This is a genomic window from Lactococcus sp. DD01 (assembly GCF_001578715.1).
GTDB lineage: Bacteria > Bacillota > Bacilli > Lactobacillales > Streptococcaceae > Lactococcus > Lactococcus petauri.
On record NZ_KQ968941.1, the window covers coordinates 22352 to 40319 of the forward strand.

The 17968-nt window shown below is 37.3% G+C and carries 15 protein-coding genes and 1 pseudogene; 2 read left to right on the forward strand and 14 right to left on the reverse strand.

Annotated features, from left to right (window positions below; translation table 11 throughout):
- Window positions 1–4: 4 nt before the first annotated feature.
- The 9 genes from LACDD01_RS09030 to LACDD01_RS09070 form a co-directional block, all read right to left on the reverse strand.
- Entirely contained in the window at window positions 5–331 is a 327-nt protein-coding gene (locus LACDD01_RS09030) for a heavy metal-binding domain-containing protein (protein WP_019294313.1), read from the reverse strand.
- A 19-nt stretch (window positions 332–350) separates the two neighbouring features.
- Window positions 351–1271: a Gfo/Idh/MocA family protein gene (locus LACDD01_RS09035; RefSeq protein WP_061414580.1), complete on the reverse strand. Its 921-nt coding sequence runs from the start codon at window positions 1269–1271 to the stop codon at window positions 351–353.
- Between the two features lie 9 nt (window positions 1272–1280).
- On the reverse strand, window positions 1281–1898 hold the full coding sequence (locus LACDD01_RS09040) for a thiamine diphosphokinase (protein WP_061414583.1): 618 nt from the start codon (window positions 1896–1898) through the stop codon (window positions 1281–1283).
- Window positions 1895–2242: a nucleoside triphosphate pyrophosphohydrolase family protein gene (locus tag LACDD01_RS09045; protein ID WP_003133010.1), complete on the reverse strand. Its 348-nt coding sequence runs from the start codon at window positions 2240–2242 to the stop codon at window positions 1895–1897. The genes LACDD01_RS09040 and LACDD01_RS09045 overlap by 4 nt, the downstream gene beginning before the upstream one ends.
- 123 nt (window positions 2243–2365) lie before the next feature.
- The gene (gene asnS / locus LACDD01_RS09050) at window positions 2366–3703 is read right to left on the reverse strand and encodes an asparagine--tRNA ligase (protein WP_019294316.1); all 1338 of its coding nucleotides are present in this window, start codon (window positions 3701–3703) and stop codon (window positions 2366–2368) included.
- A gap of 20 nt (window positions 3704–3723) precedes the next feature.
- On the reverse strand, window positions 3724–4053 hold the full coding sequence (locus LACDD01_RS09055; protein ID WP_061414586.1) for a GIY-YIG nuclease family protein: 330 nt from the start codon (window positions 4051–4053) through the stop codon (window positions 3724–3726).
- Window positions 4043–5236: a pyridoxal phosphate-dependent aminotransferase gene (locus tag LACDD01_RS09060; RefSeq protein ID WP_061414589.1), complete on the reverse strand. Its 1194-nt coding sequence runs from the start codon at window positions 5234–5236 to the stop codon at window positions 4043–4045. Before LACDD01_RS09060 ends, LACDD01_RS09055 begins: the two co-directional genes overlap by 11 nt.
- Before the next feature lie 3 nt (window positions 5237–5239).
- Window positions 5240–5683: a cell wall elongation regulator TseB-like domain-containing protein gene (locus LACDD01_RS09065; RefSeq protein WP_061414591.1), complete on the reverse strand. Its 444-nt coding sequence runs from the start codon at window positions 5681–5683 to the stop codon at window positions 5240–5242.
- 182 nt (window positions 5684–5865) lie between these two features.
- Window positions 5866–8220, reverse strand: a complete 2355-nt coding sequence (locus LACDD01_RS09070) for a helicase C-terminal domain-containing protein (RefSeq protein WP_061414594.1) — start codon at window positions 8218–8220, stop codon at window positions 5866–5868.
- A gap of 353 nt (window positions 8221–8573) precedes the next feature.
- On the opposite strand from LACDD01_RS09070, the gene LACDD01_RS09075 reads away from it, so the two are divergent.
- A complete protein-coding gene (locus LACDD01_RS09075; protein WP_003133021.1) occupies window positions 8574–9011 on the forward strand; it encodes a universal stress protein in 438 nt (145 codons plus the stop codon).
- Window positions 9012–9080: 69 nt separating this feature from the next.
- Here the strand turns inward: LACDD01_RS09075 and LACDD01_RS09080 are convergent, their stop codons facing one another.
- Both LACDD01_RS09080 and LACDD01_RS09085 read right to left on the reverse strand, forming a co-directional pair.
- Window positions 9081–10772 (reverse strand): bifunctional lysylphosphatidylglycerol flippase/synthetase MprF, encoded by a 1692-nt coding sequence (locus tag LACDD01_RS09080; RefSeq protein WP_061414597.1) that lies wholly within the window; start codon window positions 10770–10772, stop codon window positions 9081–9083.
- Window positions 10773–10813: 41 nt separating this feature from the next.
- The gene (locus LACDD01_RS09085; RefSeq protein WP_003133025.1) at window positions 10814–11731 is read right to left on the reverse strand and encodes a magnesium transporter CorA family protein; all 918 of its coding nucleotides are present in this window, start codon (window positions 11729–11731) and stop codon (window positions 10814–10816) included.
- A 185-nt stretch (window positions 11732–11916) separates the two neighbouring features.
- Between LACDD01_RS09085 and LACDD01_RS09090 the strand changes: the two genes are divergently transcribed.
- Window positions 11917–12315 carry a VOC family protein gene (locus tag LACDD01_RS09090; RefSeq protein WP_061414601.1) on the forward strand — a complete coding sequence of 133 codons (399 nt, stop codon included), beginning with the start codon at window positions 11917–11919 and terminating at the stop codon, window positions 12313–12315.
- Between the two features lie 220 nt (window positions 12316–12535).
- Here the strand turns inward: LACDD01_RS09090 and LACDD01_RS09095 are convergent, their stop codons facing one another.
- The 3 genes and pseudogenes from LACDD01_RS09095 to LACDD01_RS11885 form a co-directional block, all read right to left on the reverse strand.
- Window positions 12536–14218, reverse strand: coding sequence for an LTA synthase family protein (locus tag LACDD01_RS09095; protein ID WP_082779291.1), 1683 nt, complete (start codon window positions 14216–14218; stop codon window positions 12536–12538).
- 148 nt (window positions 14219–14366) lie between these two features.
- Window positions 14367–15284: pseudogene (wecB, locus tag LACDD01_RS09100) on the reverse strand (non-hydrolyzing UDP-N-acetylglucosamine 2-epimerase); the annotation flags it as partial.
- Window positions 15169–17349: a hypothetical protein gene (locus LACDD01_RS11885; protein ID WP_061414610.1), complete on the reverse strand. Its 2181-nt coding sequence runs from the start codon at window positions 17347–17349 to the stop codon at window positions 15169–15171. The pseudogene wecB and the gene LACDD01_RS11885, both read right to left, overlap by 116 nt.
- Between the last annotated feature and the right edge of the window lie 619 nt (window positions 17350–17968).

Genomic DNA, 17968 nt, shown 5'->3' on the forward strand with positions numbered 1-17968 from the left:
CTTTTTATAGTTTTTCCAGTTTAACAGCTGTACCGTAAGCAGCAACTGAGTCAACATTACCAAATGTCGAAGAGTCAAAACGCATAGCGAGAATTGCATTAGCACCTTTATCTCGTGCTTCTTCTGCAAGACGTTCAATAGCACTCTCACGCGTTTCATGCTGGAGTTTCGTATAGCCGGCAATTTCTCCTCCGACAATCGTTTTTAATTGTTGTCCAGTACTTGAGAAAACGTTACGTGAACGAGTTGTTAAACCAAAAACCTCACCGTAGACCTCAACAACACGATAGCCCGGTGCATCATTTGTAGTTAAAATTAGCATATCTTTCATTTACTTACTCCTTTATAAGTTACATTTTGTCCAAAATTTCATGGATGATCTCATGCGAATCTAGAACATTTGTTTGTTTCATCTGTTTCATAAGTTCATCTCTATTATGACCATCAAAATGAGTTACTGCTTCAACCATGTCAAAAACCAAACTTTCAAAACCACGATTATATGTGGCACTTTGCCAACCGTTAATTCCGATTTTTTGCTTGTCTAATCCAGTAAGGATTTCTAACTCCGTAAGTTCTGATAGACGATAGGTTCCACTGCTTGCTTCGACCGTAAATTCCTCAGAAAAAGCGCCTGAAGTCAAGTTCATGCTGGCAATGCCCATACAAGATTGCGTTCTCAGTGTGACTATCACACGTGAAAGTTTTTTGTCCGGCGTCATCGCTAATTGATAACTGTAACGTTCAATCTCGTCATCAAGCAAGTAAATCAACGTATCCAAAGGATGGATAAAAATATCATACAAACTAAATTGTACTTCGTCGGCATTATTTGCTAAATTTTTACTTACCTTGATAAAGTTTTTTTGATTGACCTCTTTAAGTTTGTCTGTCATTGGGGCAAAACGGCGGTTAAAACCGATAACAAAGAGGACATTATTCTCCTCAGCCAAGCGATGAAGTTCTTGGACCTCATCAAAGTTTTCGGAAATTGGCTTATCCATCATGACATGTGTGCCTGCACTCAAATAGCGTTTTGCAAGCTCAAAATGTTGAGCCGTGGCTGCATGGATGACGACCATATCACAAGTTTCCAACGCTCCTAAATCCGTTGTCGCATATTCAAACTTGTATTTTTTTCGAATCTCTTCAGCTTTTTCCCATGTTCGCGAATGCAAAATAAAACGATGCTCGGCTTGCATTTTTGCATAAACGGGCAGATAGGCCTTACCTGCGATATTTGATGTTGCACCAATTATTCCAATAATCATATAGTCTCTCTAACTGTCTTTTGAATAAATGACGATAAGCTTGCCTTGAGCAATTTTTAACTCCATCGTCTCACTGATAAAAGCATTACTTGCGTAGATGTCCGCAAAGTTATCCTCAGCTTTAAGTGGATATTTTGCGTTTTTAATCTCTAAACTTCTTTTTGTGCCGACCTGAACAATGCCCAAATATGGATAGCCTTCAATCTTGCGAATGGTATGCTGCCCTTGAGTCAGATATTTTACAAAATTTTGCTTATCCTTCAAAGAAATCCTTTCAGGATAGTCAAAATTCAGAGGCAGGTACACATTGGTCAAATGATGGTCAAGCCTTCCACCAAGGGCACCAATAATCATGATTTCTGCATCTGGAAAACGCGAAAGCACCTGATCTAAACCAGCTTCTAAATCCGTCTGATCCTTCTCTGCCGGAAGTTTAACAAGTTCATGAGCAGCTTCTGATATTTTGCCGAATTCTTCCATACTTACAGAGTCAAAATCACCAACGGCTAAGTCTATATTTTGATGGTCTTCAAGTAAAAATACAGCTCCACGATCAATACCGACATAATAATCATAGCTTTCTTCAGGTAAGCTTGCTGGCCGTCCTGCGTGAATAAGTACTCTCATCGCTCGTCCCCGCTGCCCGCTATTTTGCCTCTCAGCTGACGACTTTCCAGTTTATTTAAGTTGGCTTGAGCGACTTGTTCCAAATCAAGCCCCAGATAGCGCGCACAGGTTGCTACATGCCATAAGACATCACCTAATTCTTTTCCCAAAGCATTTTTATCATCATCTTTAATAATGCCATCCTGATCACGGATGATTTTTTTTATCTTATCCGCAACTTCTCCTGATTCCCCCGCTAAACCGAGTACCTTATCTAAAAAAGCAAAATTTACCTGCTCAATATCCGCTAGAGGACCATTGACATCAAATTTTATTATTTCCTTTTGATAATCCTTAAGTTCCATAGATAAGGTTCCTCCTTTAATTCTCCCTCTTATTATATCAAAAACTCCACTGAAAAAGGATGTTTCACCCCTTGGTTTTATACAAAAAAGCCCTCAAGTAACTTGAGAACTTTTATTTAAGCTTTAAGGGCGAATACGTCCAAGCATACGTGGGAATGGAATAGCTTCACGGATATGTTGGTTACCTGTAATAAAGGTTACCGCACGTTCCAAGCCAAGTCCAAAACCAGAATGTGGCACAGAACCGAATTTACGTAAGTCAAGGTACCAGCTGTACTCTTCTTCTGAAAGCCCGAATTCTTTTACTTTTTCAACCAAGTAATCATAATCTGTCGCACGTTCTGAACCACCAATGATTTCACCATATCCTTCTGGCGCGATAAGATCGGCACAAATCACAACATCTTCACGTGTTGGATGTGGTTTCATGTAGAAAGCTTTAATCGCTTTAGGGTAGTTGATGATAAATGTTGGCACACCATAGTAGTTAGAAACAAATGTTTCATGTGGTGAACCAAAGTCATCACCCCACTCGATATGATCATAATCATTATTTGCTTCTTCTTTTTGAAGAAGTTCAATCGCATCATCGTAAGTGACACGTTTGAATGGTTCATTGACATATTTTTCCAATAAATCAATGTCACGTTCCAAACTTTCTAAAGCATAACGTTGGTTTTCCAAGACTGATTTGATCAAATGTTTGACATAAGCTTCTTGAATATCCAAAGATTCTTCATGAGTTGTGAAGGCCATTTCTGGCTCAATCATCCAGAATTCTGTCAAATGACGGCGCGTTTTTGATTTTTCAGCACGGAAAGTTGGACCAAAGGTAAAGACTTTGCCAAATGCCATCGCACCCGCTTCTGCATAGAGCTGACCAGTTTGTGACAAGTAAGCAGGCTGTCCAAAGTAATCTGTCTCAAAGAGTTCTGTTGTTCCTTCAGGAGCTGAACCTGTCAAGATTGGACTATCAATTTTAACAAAGCCATTGGCATTGTAAAACTCATATGTTGCACGAATAATTTCGTTACGTACAAGCATAATAGCATGTTGCTTGCGGCTACGTAGCCACAAGTGACGGTTATCCATCAAGAAATCTGTACCATGCTCTTTTGGTGTGATAGGATAATCCACAGATCCACCAACGACTTCAAGGTCTGTGACATCAAGCTCGTAACCAAATTTTGAACGTGAATCTTCTTTTACAATCCCTGTTACGATTACTGATGTTTCTTGAGCCAAGTGTTTGATTTCAGTGAATTTTTCTAGTCCTGCTTCTTCACCAAATTTTTCAATCATGTTTGGTTTGAAAACGACAGCTTGGAAATAAGCTGTACCATCACGGAGTTGGAGAAATTGCAATTTTCCTTTTCCTGATTTGTCTGCAACCCAAGCGCCAATTTTAATTTCTTCTCCGACGTGGTCTTTCACATCGATGATTGATACTAAGTCTTTCATAAATAATTCCTTCTCTTTTATTAATATAAATCTTTGTCTATAAATTTCTCTAACCAGATTTCTTTCAAAGTTTTCAAATCTTCTTTAAAAGCTTTTGGTGTCTGTAATTCATCTTTTTTAAACTCTTCCAACACCAAGAGCTCAAAGTCATCAGACTTCCAATCTTTGTCAATGGCTAGAGGAACACCAATACCTGTTTTTCGTGAAAATTCAAAGCGATTTTTCAAACCAGGTAAATCTGGTGCTATATCAAGATAAAACTTGTTTTTTGAAATATTTTTATAAGCTACAACAGCACCAAGCTTTTCTTGGAGCTTATAAGCTGATTTTGCTTCTTTTTTATCTATCATGCGACTCTTCCATCCAAATCTGAAGACGTTTTACTGCTTCTGTTAAACTCTCAAGGTCAGTGGCATAACTCAACCTCACATGTACGGGTGACCCAAATCCTTCCCCCGTCACCAGAGCCACTCCAGTTTCTTCAAGAATCGCTGTCGCAAAATCCGTAACATTGTCATACCCTTTCAGTGCCATTGCTTTCTCAACTTTAGGGAAGAGATAGAATGCACCATTTGGCTTAATAGCCTCAAAGCCAGGAATTTGATTGATCATAGGATGTATCAAGTTTAGCCTTGATTCAAATGCTGTACGCATTTTTTCGACTGCCGCTTCATCAGAATTAAAGGCTTCGATGGCTGCATATTGAGCAACTGTACTTGGGTTTGAGGTTGTTTGACCTGCAATCTTCGTCATTGCTGCAATAATTTCGCTATCACCAACTGCAAGTCCAATACGCCAACCGGTCATCGCAAAGGTTTTCGATACACCATTAATGACAATTGTGCGTTGACGAATCTTCTCTGATAAGGATGAAATAGCTGTAAACTCGCTTTTATTATAAACCAGTCGGTGATAAATATCGTCTGCTAAAATTAACAAATCATTAGCCACAGCCCAATTTCCCAAGGCCAGTAATTCTTCTTTTGAATAAATCATTCCTGTTGGATTGGATGGACTATTTAATAAAAGCACCTTCGTCTTTTCGGTTTTTACTGCCTCAAGTTGTTCAACTGTGATTTTAAAGTCATTTTCTTGCAAAGTCGAAACGACAACAGGTTGACCTCCTGACATTTTGACTTGATCCACATAGCTCACCCAATACGGGGCTGGGATGATGACTTCATCTCCTTTATCTAAAACACTTTGGAAGAAGGCATAAAGCGCAAATTTAGCACCCGTGGTAACTAAAATTTCCTTATCTTCAATGGCGTAACCATAATATTTATCCCAATAATTACGCACAGCACTTTTCAACTCAGGTAAGCCAGAAGCTTGTGTATAGAAACTTGCCTTGCCTGAATGAATAGAATCAATAGCTGCTTCACCGATTAATTCTGGGGTGGAAAAATCTGGCTGCCCTAAAGTTAAATCAATAATATTTTTTCCTTGGCTTGCGAGATCTTTAGCACGCTTCGCGGCAGCTAGAGTCACAGACTCTTCAATATTTAAAACAAAATCAGATAGTTTTTTCATAAATTACAACAGCTCCTTACCCGTCTTGAAATCATAAAGTTTAAAACCTTCACGACTATTTACCTGCCATACTGGCTGATTTTTATAAAGGGCCAAGACAATAGATGTCGTATTATCCGCCTGAAGCGTTTCGGGCTTAACACCTGTTGCCATGTCAATAACTGTTAAATTTCCCCCTTTTTCAGGGATTAAAACACCTATCTCTTTGCCTTTTTCAGTTTTGCCAAGTAAAGAATAATCTGTGCTATCTGTAGTTGCAATGTCAAAAGCTGTTGGAGTTTTCAGCTCAGTTTTATCCTTTGCTATAGCAATTGCAGCGCTTCTTGCTGTATTATAAGGGCTGATTGCTCTCCAGATAAAGAGGCTTATCGCAATAAAACCTGCCAGAATTACCGTTAAAATACCGATAATAATCTGTGTATGCAGAGTCATTCGTCTTCTTCTCATAGCCTACCTTTCTGTCCTTTAGATAATCTATTTAATTATAGCAAAAAAGCAACGAAATTGCTTCTCTACAAAGGTCTTCTGCCGGAAAAAGTTAAATCCATAATTTTCCGTAGCCTTGTCACTAAAGAATTTCGGTGTCTTTTCTTAACTTCTTCTTGGACTTATCTGTATCGGGTATCACTTCACATCAGGAATTCAATAATTTTTTCCACTAATTCACTATTTTCAAGTGTTTTAAGCGGCGCAGTTTGCGCAAGATTTTTACGCATTCTTTTCGCATAAGATTTTCCTGCTAATCGATTGTCAAGAATCACAACTTTGGAATACTGATTATGGCGCCGATTGACACGTCCAAGAGCTTGCTGCAACTTCAAAGTTGCCATAGGGACATTAAAATCGTAAAAAGGATTATTAAAACGTTTTGCATACTTTTTCGTTAAAATATCATCTGGCGTAGCAAAGGGCAGACGGGGAATCATCAAAACAAGATGATCTTGCTTCTCAAAATCCACACCCTCCCAGAAGGAAGATAAGCCCAGAAGAATCTGCCCTTCTCCTTTATCAAATTTTTTCTTGATTTGTGCAGCAGTCCCATTAATATCTTGAGCCAATACATCCCAACCTTCAGCGGACAGTTGTTCTGCTACAAAAGTTAAAGACACTTTTGCTGTAAAGAGAACGACAACTTGAGCACCCAGCTCAGCAACCTCGGAAACTCTATCCGCAACATAATGCGCGTAAGCCATAACACCTGTATTTTTGATATGCGGCCCATCAGACACGATAAATATTTCTTGGTTATCGGCGGGATGGCTGTCAAATTTGAAGAAACGATAGTCCTTAAAGCCCAAAAGTTCTGGGAAAATAGGTTTGTCTTCTGTCAGAGATAAGGTTGCTCCCAGCATATATACTTTAGTTCCTGAAGGTACCAGTTTTTCAAAATTATAAAAATCCGTACTTGAAGCGTGAACCATATCTCCCTCGCGCCAAATAAAGTTCTGCTCTGGATGTTCAAAAATTTCAGCCAGTTCTTTTAAACCAAGCTCTCTCGCATCAAGAGCGATTTTCTCACTGTCCAACTTTTTATTTTTGAGCTGAAATGTCAAACTTTCCACAAGGCGTTTATTTAAATGCGAATTTTCTATATCGACGGTTTCCAATTGCTCCGAGATTTTAACTGTTTTCTGATTGGCTCTTTCCAGTGTTGTGAAGAGTTGCTGTGCTTCGTCCACAACCAAAATACGTTCCTGTAAGAAAGTCTCAGGATAATCTGCAAGACGTTCAATTAGGTAAGCATGATTGACGACTTTGACTTGCGAAATTTCAGCTCGGCGTTGTGCTTTTAGCCAGAAATCCTGTTCATAATGCAGTTGTTTATTGTTAACATAGCCATCATGCGCAATCTGAGCAAAGTACTCCTCATTGGTCATCACTTTGGAGAGCTCGTCTAGCTCCCCTGTAAGTGTCTCCGTCAACCAAACCAAGATTTTCATCTTAAAAATTTCGAAGTTTTTTCCTTCAGTATTTGCCAGCAAAAGCCGTGAAAATTTTTCTAAAGAAATATAATTCTTCGTTCCTAAAAGCTTAGAGAAATTCACACCAAATTTTTCTTTAAGAATAGGTGCTACACCATGAATCATCTGATTTTGTAGAACTTTAGTCGGCGTTGATACAACAATTTCCCGTCCTTCTGCAAGCAAAGGTAAAAGATAAGCATATGTCTTCCCGATGCCAGTGGGGGCTTCAATGAAAGAAGGGCGACTTTGTGTAAGTTCTTCTTTTATTTTTTCGGCAATCTTTTCTTGATTTTTCCGGACTTTAAGACCCAAACGAGAGATATTTTTAGCAAAAGAATTGGCAAGGGGCTGTCTGTTTTCTTTAACTTTTTCTCTACGGATAGCAATATTATGAACCACATAAAGATGCTCAACGTTGAGTGATGTATAGGGCAGTTGCTCTTTTAAGAATTCTTTCGTCTCATAGAGTAAGCTGTCCGAATGGCGAATAATCTCCTCTAAAACAGCACGCGGAAGCTCTCGAATCTTATCTTGCATCTTAAGCAGTAACTCTGCTGTAGCTAAAGCATCTGATAAAGCAGCGTGAGGCTGATCGTGACGTAAGTCTAGTCGCTCACTAAGAGCTTCCATCCCATATTTTTCAAAGGTAGGAAAAAGAACTCGTGCCAGCTCAACGGTATCTACGCGCGGTAATTCCAAATCCAAGCCTAAAGGAAAAAGACTTTTCATTAATAAAGAGTAATCAAAACGTGCATTGTGAGCTACAAAGATGGTACCTTCCAATTTTTGGCGCACTTCTTCTGCAACTTCTGAAAAGTCTGGTGCTTTTGACAAGCGACGGTCAGACAAGCCTGTAAGGTTAGCAATTCTCGGCAAAAGCGACTCATGTGGGTTGACATCTGTCGTATAAGTGTCTACCACTTCTCCACCCTCGACTAGCACAATACCTATTTGGATAATTTTATTCTGCGAGCTGTGCGCATCGGTGGCTTCTAAGTCCACCACAGCATATCGAGTCATTTTTTTACCTTTCAACTTCTATTTATTTTTATAAGGCTTTGCTTTACTTGGCCGTTTAAAAATAGATCTTTATAATTATATCAAATTAGACGCAATGAGGACAGCACATAGTTGTGCTTCTCAACATACAGCAACTTTGCCCCGCCACTTGATTCGTCAAAAACATGATTTTGCAGTAAGAAGACTGTGAAAATATCGCAAAGTACACTGGTATATGCATTTGCCTTGACATCTCGTGTTTGATTAAGCGCCTCCTGCGCTAAAACTAGACTCCAAAAATAGTTTTTCTTTTACAAATGCTTCAAATTAGAGTAAAATTAGAGTATAGTAAAAAAAAGAAAAGGAGTCCCACTATGCTCGATAATTACAAAAAAATCCTCGTTGGTCTTGACGGTTCTGTAGAATCAACAAAAGCCTTTGATAAAGCTGTTGCCACTGCTCTTCGTAACGATGCCGAATTAGTCATCGCTAACGTCATTGATTTGCGTGCATTTCAGTCTATCTCTGCTTATGATTCTGTCGTAGCTGATGATACACATAAAGGTGCTGAAAACCTCATTAATGACTTTGCAACTGAAGCGAAAAACGCTGGTGTAAAAACAGTAACTACTCGTGTCGAATTCGGCTCACCAAAAGTTATGTTGGGACAAACACTTCCAAAAGAAGAAAACATTGACCTTATCGTTCTTGGTGCAACTGGTTTGAGCTACATTGAACGTATCTTTATCGGTTCTGTTGCTGACTATATCATTAAAAATGCGCCATGTGATACCCTTGTCGTCCGTAAATAATTGTTATATTTCGTCCTCTCGTTGAGAGGTTTTTTATTAAGAAAAAGCACCGCAAAAGCTGCGGTGCTTTTATTTTTCAATCTTTGTCCGGAGTTTCTCAAGGATTAGTTTGTTTATCCCTTTAGGATTTTGAGCCTTCAACATAGCGTATGCATAGCTGAAACTGAAAGGTTTGGGCGCATAAGCGATATAACGCGCTTGCCAATCACTTGGATTCCATTTTTTCTTGGCTTGATAAAGCCCTTTGAAGCCATAGACACCATTCATATTTTCATAAATAAACTGGAAGAGCTGTGTTGTAACTTTGCTACTGTCCTCGTCATCTTGAATATTTGCCAAAGGGCAGAGACCGAGATTCCCCCAAGTCACTCCCTCCTCGCGCATTGTTTCAAAGGCTTGGAGAAGACACACTTCCATAGAACCATTAGGTACTTGCGCACGGCGGCGCGTAACATCAGCCATATAACCTCTTTCCTCGCCTTCAGCATAAGGAACAAAAATTACAAAAGCCAACATGTTTCCCGCTTCATCACGGCTGTAAAAATAACGGCGACCGAGAGGATTTTCTAAAGCCAATCCTCCTAACATAAAGCCAAGCTCGGGGCCTTTGGAGCCAAACCATTCGTCTGAGATTTCTTGAAGTTCATTTTCAATTTTTATATCTCGTTTTGCGTTTGGCTTGTATTCTTCAACAGTAATACCTAAGCGGCGCGCGTGATTGATATTGGCACGAACCTTTGCTGTTTTCTTTCCTTTAAGGTTAAAGTCTTCTAAACGCAAACAGGCATCTTCACCAATCTTAATCATCGAAAAACCATAAGACTCATAAGCAGTGCGCATCGTTTCTGTAATGTCCATAAACAAGATTTTCCATCCATTACGACGAGAAAAGTGAACCAGTTCTCCCATAAAACGAGCAGCATCTTTAGGGTTACAAACGATATCGCCACAACCAACGAGTACATTGTTTACGACGGTATACGCCAACATCCCCTCGACAGTAACACTGAAGAAATAAGATTTTTGACCATCGATAGTCATATAAGCCATCGGATTTTGACCATATTTTTCAACAAGTGCGATTGCTTTTTCTTTTTCACGCCCGCTCAATATCGGGTAATAAACCAATGGTTTTAAGATATAATAGAGTGCCAACATCACACAAATCCAAGTGATGATAATCAGGCCAACCATATAAAAACCATGTACATGAGAATTAAAATGCGCTTGGCGGATGTCCATTGTAAAAAGAAAATGCAAGGATTGCTTAAAGATAGAATAGACATCTGGATTTCCTAAATAATCGTGTTTCAAAAAACTTAAACTCAGTAAGGTGTTAAAGAAAGCCAAAACAAGGGGGATGAAACCAAGAAACACTGCCTTTTTTGCATAATTACGGTCCATTGTTCGACTAAAATCACGATAAGTAAGTCCGAGAACAACCAGAATGATAAGTGAAAGGAGTGAACCAATACTAAAAAACCTTTGAGTGGAAATAAAGTTCAAGCGCAGAATGACAAATTGAACGACGATCGTAATAATCCAAGCTGACCTTACCCGTCGGTAGAGATTGAGAGAGACCAAAAGGCCCAAAAGCCCTAAAGCAAAGCCTAAAATATAATGCGGCATGAAACTATAGGAAGGAAAATACTCTCTCAAAACAGGTGATCGATGCAAATAAAAAGCTAAAATTGCTCCAATATCAATCACTACGGACAGGAAGATTGCTAAATTTTGTGCAAAAATACGTAATCTATACATGAATAACTGTTCCTTTATGATAACTTGTAATTGTTAAACGATCACAGCATGTCCTTTTTGCGTAAAGCCCAAACGACAATGCCACAAAATATAAGCGTTAACCCTAAGATGGCCCACATGACCCAACTGATTTCCTGGCCAGGTATGGGGACATTCATTCCATAAAAGCCGACAACAACACCTGGAATACCCAAAACAAAGGTTGCTGAAGTCATGATTTTCATGACAATATTCAAGTTGTTGGACACAATATTTGAGAATAAATCACGTAGATTTTGTAACAGTTTAAGCTGAATACGTGTTTCCGTGTAGGCCTGATCCGTTTCAATATAAATATCGTAAATTTTATCAGCAAAACCATCTTCATCTTCTTCACGCAGATAATCAATAAATTTCTTCAACACTTCGAGATTATTGTTCAAAGCATCTTCAAAATAAATAAGGCTGGCTTGAATACCAATCATATCAACAATTTGATCATTTTTTGTTGAGTTCTTGATTCCTACCTCAAGCCGACGACGACGGAGACGAAATTCCCGTAGATAATCATGGAAGTCATGTGTCATTTGATACATAACCTGATAAATAATTTCATGCTTATAGCGTGTAGAGCTATATTCTCTACCGAATATATGTTCTCCCTTAATGTCATGATTTAAAGCTAAAATGACCGCTTCATTTTTTGTCCAAATCAAAGAATAAGGAAATGTCCCTACCTCGCCATAGCTTGATGAGGCTGGATATTGTAAAAGTATCAGATTATTATCGATATCATCCGTTTCAAAACGGGCGTTTTCATAATCATCGAGAATGCCGCTAAGGTAGTCAAAGGGCAGTTGAAAGTACTCCGAGACACTACCAATTTCTTCGCGCGTCGGATTAAGTACGTATGTAAAATTCCTCATCTCTGCCGTAGAGACTAGCCGATGTTCAGCTGACAATTCATAGTTTTTAATCATAGTTATATTTTAACAGAAAATCTCTTAAATAAACGTCTCAAACGCTGTTTTCTCCCATGATTTTCACCTTACTTTTTTGAAAGCATTTTCTAAACCAATCAAGCCATGAAAAATATGATTTATGCTACAATTAGCTTAAAGTTAAGAATGTTCTGACATAAAATTTATTTTAAGGAGGATTTCATATGTCGACAATGGTTTTCGTCAACTTTCCGGTCTCAGATATTCAGTTTTCCACAGTCTTTTATGAAAAGCTTGGGTTCAAAAAGAATCCTGATTTTTCAGACGACTTAGTAAGCTGTATGGTCTGGGATGAAAATTTCTATATCATGTTACTTTCGCATGAGCGCTACCAAACATTCATTGGTGATAAAACAATCGCTGATACACACAAAGTGAGTGGTGCCCTTGCTGCCTTTACTCTTCCAAGTGCGGATGCTGTCAAAGCATTCGGCAAACTTGCCAGTCAAAATGGCGGACAATCCCTTCATTTAGAAAATGGCATTCCTGAGGACGTCATGTATGGTCTTGAAGTTCAAGATCCAGACGGTAACTGCTTAGAGCCTGTATGGATGGCTATGTGAGTTAATACTTTTCCTACAAAAAAGACAGGATGTAAATCCTGTCTTTTTAATTCAATTGACTTAAGTAATCATCTGTAGCTTTAAAGAAAAATAACTTTATTATCCATTCGAACGGCGCCTAGCTCGTTTGCTTGAGCATCATTTGCCCAAAAGTAAAGATAGCTTTCTTTCCGGAGATATCTACCAGATTCGGCAGTTTTGTAGAAATTTTGCTGAGAAACTATTTTTCAAATAAAACCTTGCTATACTGTTCCCCCTCAAGCATATCATATTGAATCAGCTCATAATCTTCTAACATTTCTTGATGAATACTTGTTTCCTTGTCCACTTTTTCAAGTTTATCCACAAACTGATAGAATACAGGAACTTTCGTATTTCCTTCTTTCATTGCTAATACAGCTAACCCTTCTGGTGTAACAGATTTGCTAACATTTTCACTCTTACGATTATGGTTTTTCCATACAAAATAAGGTGTTGAATGGTCATTAATGAGTTTATTTTCATCACTTTTGACAGGATACTTCATATAAACTGAATTATCAAGAGCAGGGTAGTGGTCGCCATACATGATAACAGTCACATTCCTATCCAAAGCTTCCAATGACTGAATAAATGTTCCGAGCGCTTCATCTGTTTTCTTCACTCCTCTCGCATATAACGCTAACTGTTTTTGTTCGGCATTCAAATTATTACCAGAAATTAAGACATCCTTATTTTCTAGTTTTCCTTTTAAATCTTCTGTATAAGGGTAATGGTTTTGCATACTCAATCCGTGAACAAGAAGGTTCTTTTCAGTAGAAGAACTCACTTCATTTAGTATCTGATCAAATAAAGTATAGTCGCTTAAATACCCTTCAGCATAATAGACAGCTGAACTCGTTTCCTCCATTTTCAAGAGGTCTTCTCTGCCAGTAAACTTAGAAAATCCTAGGTTGGGTAGAACGTCAGCACGGTGATAACCTGTTTTCATATGCGTATGTATGGCGATATTATCACCTTTATATTGAGCAATACTCTGGTTTCTATCTGGATTTTGATTCATATAATCAAAGGCATTTATTTGTTGATTAAAAAATGAATAACTAAAACCAGTTAAGACACTGAACTCAACATTTGTTGTTCCACCACCAAACATAGTAGATTGTAAATAACCACCTGATGCATTTTGTAGTTTTCGAAAATTAGGCATGGGATCTTCTTTCCATGATATACCAGAAAAGCTTTTAGGATCTGCTAAAGATTCACTCAATACAGTAATAACGGTCTCATCGTCTTTACCAAAATTTTTCTTTGTAGAAAACTCTTCTTCATATTTTTTTACAATTTTCTCCATCTTCTCTTGAGAATACTGATTCAAAATTCCACTAGAAGACATTGCATCTACTTCTCTACTACTAATAAAACACACTAAACTTCCCTGTTCCTCAAAGCTTCTGGAATGAACTGTGGTCACAAAAACTTTTCCCACCAATACTAAAATAGTTACTAATCCTATCCCACCTATAAGTATCTGTCTCATCCGTGTTTGAAAGGTCAATATAGATATTTTCTTCGTGTGCATAAAGTAAAACAGTAACACCACAATAACAAAGGATAAAATAATATAGGGATAGTTTTGTTTCAAGTACATGTTCCATACAACATCCCAAAAAAGTCCACTGTTAAAGTCGGCCCACATGACAGGTACACCAGTCGTATTCATTTTAATTGAAGAGCCAATATAAATTAACGCATTTATTAGGGAGAATAGCAGTAAGCCGAACTGGTATTCGAATATTCCTACTAACACAATAGATAAACTCGTTAAAAGTAAAGCTGTGATCAGCATAAAAACTATGCTTTCCATTGTTATGCTATCTGCCAAACCAAAGTGCATGTAACAAATGGAAAAAAATAAAATCATAGTACCTTCATTTATTATGCGTGTCCTGCTTGAATGAAATAATTTATAAAAGGAAAGTAAATAAATTGTCTCCAGTACTATTATAAGTATACTTAAAAGTATAAACAAAGGTTATTCCTCATTTGTATCAAGTAATTTTTAGTATAAACTACTTGATAAATTCTTTCTCTAAAATTTCCATAATCCTTTCTGATGAAAGTCCATCGCCATATGGATTTTGTGCTTTAGACATCTTCATATATTCACTTGTACTTTCTAAAAGAATTTTTATTTGTTTCTCAACCTGTTCTGTTTCTGTTCCGACCAGCTTCAGAGTTCCTGCTTTTACTCCTTCTGGACGCTCTGTTTCATTTCGTAAAACCAGAACTGGCACACCTAGTGAAGGGGCTTCCTCCTGAATTCCTCCTGAATCTGTTAGAATGAGAAAACTACGAGCGGCTATATTATGAAAATCATAAACTTCTAATGGTTCAATTAAATGTACATTTTCCACATCATCAAACGCTTCTTTCGCTGCATGACGTACGATGGGGTTAAGATGGACTGGAAAGACCACCTCCACTTCATCTTGGTAATCCTTTGCAATATTTTTGACAGCATCAAAGACATCCAACATGGGTTGTCCTTGATTTTCCCGACGATGCATCGTTAACAAAATTATTTTTTTGTCCGTTTTCCCGATTTTCTCAAGAAGTGGATGATAATAGTTTGTTTTTAGAGTGTATTGCAATGCATCGATAACTGTATTACCTGTAATAAATATTTTTGATTCCTCATGGTTTTCCAAAAGGAGATTTGCTTTACTTTTTTCAGTAGGAACAAAGTATAAATCAGAAAGTACATCTGTTATCTGTCGATTCATTTCTTCTGGAAAAGGACTGTATTTATCCCAAGTTCTTAATCCTGCTTCGACATGCCCGATCGGGATTTGATGATAGAAGGCAGCTAAACTAACAGCAGCTGTCGTTGTGGTATCTCCATGAACTAAAACAATATCGGGTTTTTCTTTTGTTAATACCTCCTCCATTTCTTCTAATATCCGTGACGTTATTTGGGACAACGTCTGTAACAGTTTCAACTGTCGCTCCACTTTCTTTATCTTCACGATTATCTTGCGACCCAATCACTGTGGCAGAAACTTGTGAACCTTCTTTTAAGGCCACTTCTTTAAGTTCAAAAGAACCATCCGCTTTTGGCTTAACATAAATTGGTTCTCCACCGTCAATTGAAAGTGCGGCCTTATATGTCCGTCCTGCTTCAATATTTTGCTCACCAATATTACCTGTAATTACAGTATCTGTATCTACCATTTTATTAAGCTGAGGTTTATTTACTTCCCAAGAAGCATAACCTGTATTGTCACTTACAGTTAATTCAGATTCAACGCTCTTATCATCATAGACGACATTATTTTCACCATTAGGTTGATGTCCTGTAACAACTGCTTTAATCTTATCACCATAATTCAATGTTCCGTCTTTAAGATCTTTTAAATCTGTAAGAGAGTAGCTGTAGTTATATGATTTTAAAGCAACATCAATATCTTTGTCATCAATGACAAGCTCATCACCAATGTAAACTTTAAGATCATAAGTGCGTCCAGCTGCACGGTTTTGAATCGGAACATAACCACTAATAACAGTTGCACCCTCATACAGTGGGCCATTAATTACTGCTTTTTGTACCTCCCAATCATCGTAACCTTCATTATCTTGACTCGTTACGACTGTGGTAATTTCAGAACTTTCTTTATCCGGCTCACCTGGTTGAGATCCAACAATTTTTGCTTTCACCACATCGCCTTCTACTAAACCACTAAGATATGGAACATTTGTGTCTGTTTCATCCTTAACAGCTTTATTATAAACTTCTTGATCGTTTACTGTAACAATCAGTTTATAAGAGCGGTTAAGTTGTTGATTTTGTACTGGTGCATGGAAAGGAATGATCAAGTCATCTTCATAAAGTATTGGAACAGATGGCTCCGCTACTTTCCAATCTTCCCAAGAAACAATGTTTGTTGCATCACTTGCATGTGTGGTAGCTGAATATTTTGTAGGTCGTACACCATTAATATTTTCATACTTTTCTTTACCACGTACGCGTGCAGTAACCACATCACCAGGATTTAAATAACTTCCAAAGTCAAAATCCCAATCTCCTTTTTTAATAGTTTCACCACGAGAATTAGTTCCACCGTCTTCTGATGCCATCTGGATGTATTTAAATGGTGTACCATTAACCATCAATTCAATATCATAATCTGTAGCATGTTCATTAATTTCATCTTGAAGACCATTTCCATAGAAGTATGAATTCTTTTCAGTTAGATAATAAAGTGTCGTATCTTCTACTGGATTCTCAATCCATGAATCTAAAATATCATCACTTGAGACACTACCAACAATTTTATTTGTGAAACCGATAGCCATAGAGTTAGCATCTGTTTTAGCTGTGATGCTATAGTTAGGTTTACGTTCTACCAGACGTCCTGTATCTTTCGTCCATTGTCCCAAATCAATTTTCATATCTACTTCAATGTCAATACCAGAGGCAATTTGGACTGTATATTGTGCTGTTTTATAATAAATAACCTTATGTTTGCTATCATAATTCATTGTTTCGGAACTAAACAATGAGCTTTTATCCCATAGGTCTTTTTGTATATCCATGGTTTTTGTTCCACCAAAGGCACTGTCCTTGGATCTTTTCACTGTACCACTGATATATTTTTGAAAATCTTTTGTACTAAAGAACTCATCTGCAATGTCTGAATCAATAGAAATCTCTTGACGATAAGCTTGCAATGCTGCTGTACCATTACCATGAGATTTTGTATGAATATGTAAAGTATCCGTATCCGCATCTGCTTCTAATTCTTTGTACGTATCTTTGAAAGTTGTAAGACCGATTGCTGGTGAAATACCAGAGTAATTATTTGTTGTTGAATCTGCATTTAAAGCTGTAATATTTGCTCCAGATACTTGAGTAACTGGTGTGCTAATAATTTGTTCTTGTTTCACACCTGCCTTTTTATCTTCTGTACCATAAGTTGAGCTATATGCCACAACTCCTAATATACCTGGGATAAGCAAAACTCCTGCAACGTAATATTTACCATTTTTTTTCAATCTTGAATCTCCTTTTTATTTCTTGTGATTATTTAAGAAGCGGTTTTATGTGTTTTTCAATATAATTCGGATTTTTCTGACAATTAAGTATTGAGAAGCTAGATTAAACCTGTTTTTTTGATAAATAACGAATATGGATAATTTTTAAACATTGACTCCTAATTCTATTTAATATAAACTAAAGAAGTGATTTTTAAGGATCAACACACCCGTTACATTTTATGAGTATCAATTAAATCCGAATTATACTGACACACCTATCATCCCTGTTATACTGGGATTTTCTAAACATTGTTACTTAAATATCAAGATTTTTTTCTAATATTTCTTAAAAAAAAGAAAAAAATTACCACGTATCAATTCATGGCAACCTCCGTTTTTTATCTTTTTTCACCCATAAAATTGAGTACCAAAGACCAATTTTTTTAGAGTTATTGGTAAAATTTTTTTATTTCAAAGAAGTTTGATATGAAAAAATAGATGAATTCTTTTATAAAATAATCTCAGATATAATATTTTAAACAAGTCTTTATATCAAGTGACCTACTACAAATAATAATTAAACATTGATTTACTTAACATTTTTTTGCTTCCTACAAAAAAAGACAGGATTTACAGA

What these genes read in the sequence shown, in the direction of transcription:
- LACDD01_RS09035 (WP_061414580.1), bottom strand. Translation starts at nt 1,271, where the DNA reads ATGATTATTGGAATAATTGGTGCAACATCAAATATCGCAGGTAAGGCC.
- LACDD01_RS09065 (WP_061414591.1), bottom strand. Translation starts at nt 5,683, where the DNA reads ATGAGAAGAAGACGAATGACTCTGCATACACAGATTATTATCGGTATT.
- LACDD01_RS09080 (WP_061414597.1), bottom strand. Translation starts at nt 10,772, where the DNA reads ATGTATAGATTACGTATTTTTGCACAAAATTTAGCAATCTTCCTGTCC.
- LACDD01_RS09040 (WP_061414583.1), bottom strand. Translation starts at nt 1,898, where the DNA reads ATGAGAGTACTTATTCACGCAGGACGGCCAGCAAGCTTACCTGAAGAA.
- LACDD01_RS09095 (WP_082779291.1), bottom strand. Translation starts at nt 14,218, where the DNA reads ATGATTTTATTTTTTTCCATTTGTTACATGCACTTTGGTTTGGCAGAT.
- LACDD01_RS09030 (WP_019294313.1), bottom strand. Translation starts at nt 331, where the DNA reads ATGAAAGATATGCTAATTTTAACTACAAATGATGCACCGGGCTATCGT.
- LACDD01_RS09075 (WP_003133021.1), top strand. Translation starts at nt 8,574, where the DNA reads ATGCTCGATAATTACAAAAAAATCCTCGTTGGTCTTGACGGTTCTGTA.
- LACDD01_RS09055 (WP_061414586.1), bottom strand. Translation starts at nt 4,053, where the DNA reads ATGATAGATAAAAAAGAAGCAAAATCAGCTTATAAGCTCCAAGAAAAG.
- LACDD01_RS09090 (WP_061414601.1), top strand. Translation starts at nt 11,917, where the DNA reads ATGTCGACAATGGTTTTCGTCAACTTTCCGGTCTCAGATATTCAGTTT.
- LACDD01_RS09060 (WP_061414589.1), bottom strand. Translation starts at nt 5,236, where the DNA reads ATGAAAAAACTATCTGATTTTGTTTTAAATATTGAAGAGTCTGTGACT.
- LACDD01_RS09045 (WP_003133010.1), bottom strand. Translation starts at nt 2,242, where the DNA reads ATGGAACTTAAGGATTATCAAAAGGAAATAATAAAATTTGATGTCAAT.
- LACDD01_RS09070 (WP_061414594.1), bottom strand. Translation starts at nt 8,220, where the DNA reads ATGACTCGATATGCTGTGGTGGACTTAGAAGCCACCGATGCGCACAGC.
- asnS (WP_019294316.1), bottom strand. Translation starts at nt 3,703, where the DNA reads ATGAAAGACTTAGTATCAATCATCGATGTGAAAGACCACGTCGGAGAA.
- LACDD01_RS09085 (WP_003133025.1), bottom strand. Translation starts at nt 11,731, where the DNA reads ATGATTAAAAACTATGAATTGTCAGCTGAACATCGGCTAGTCTCTACG.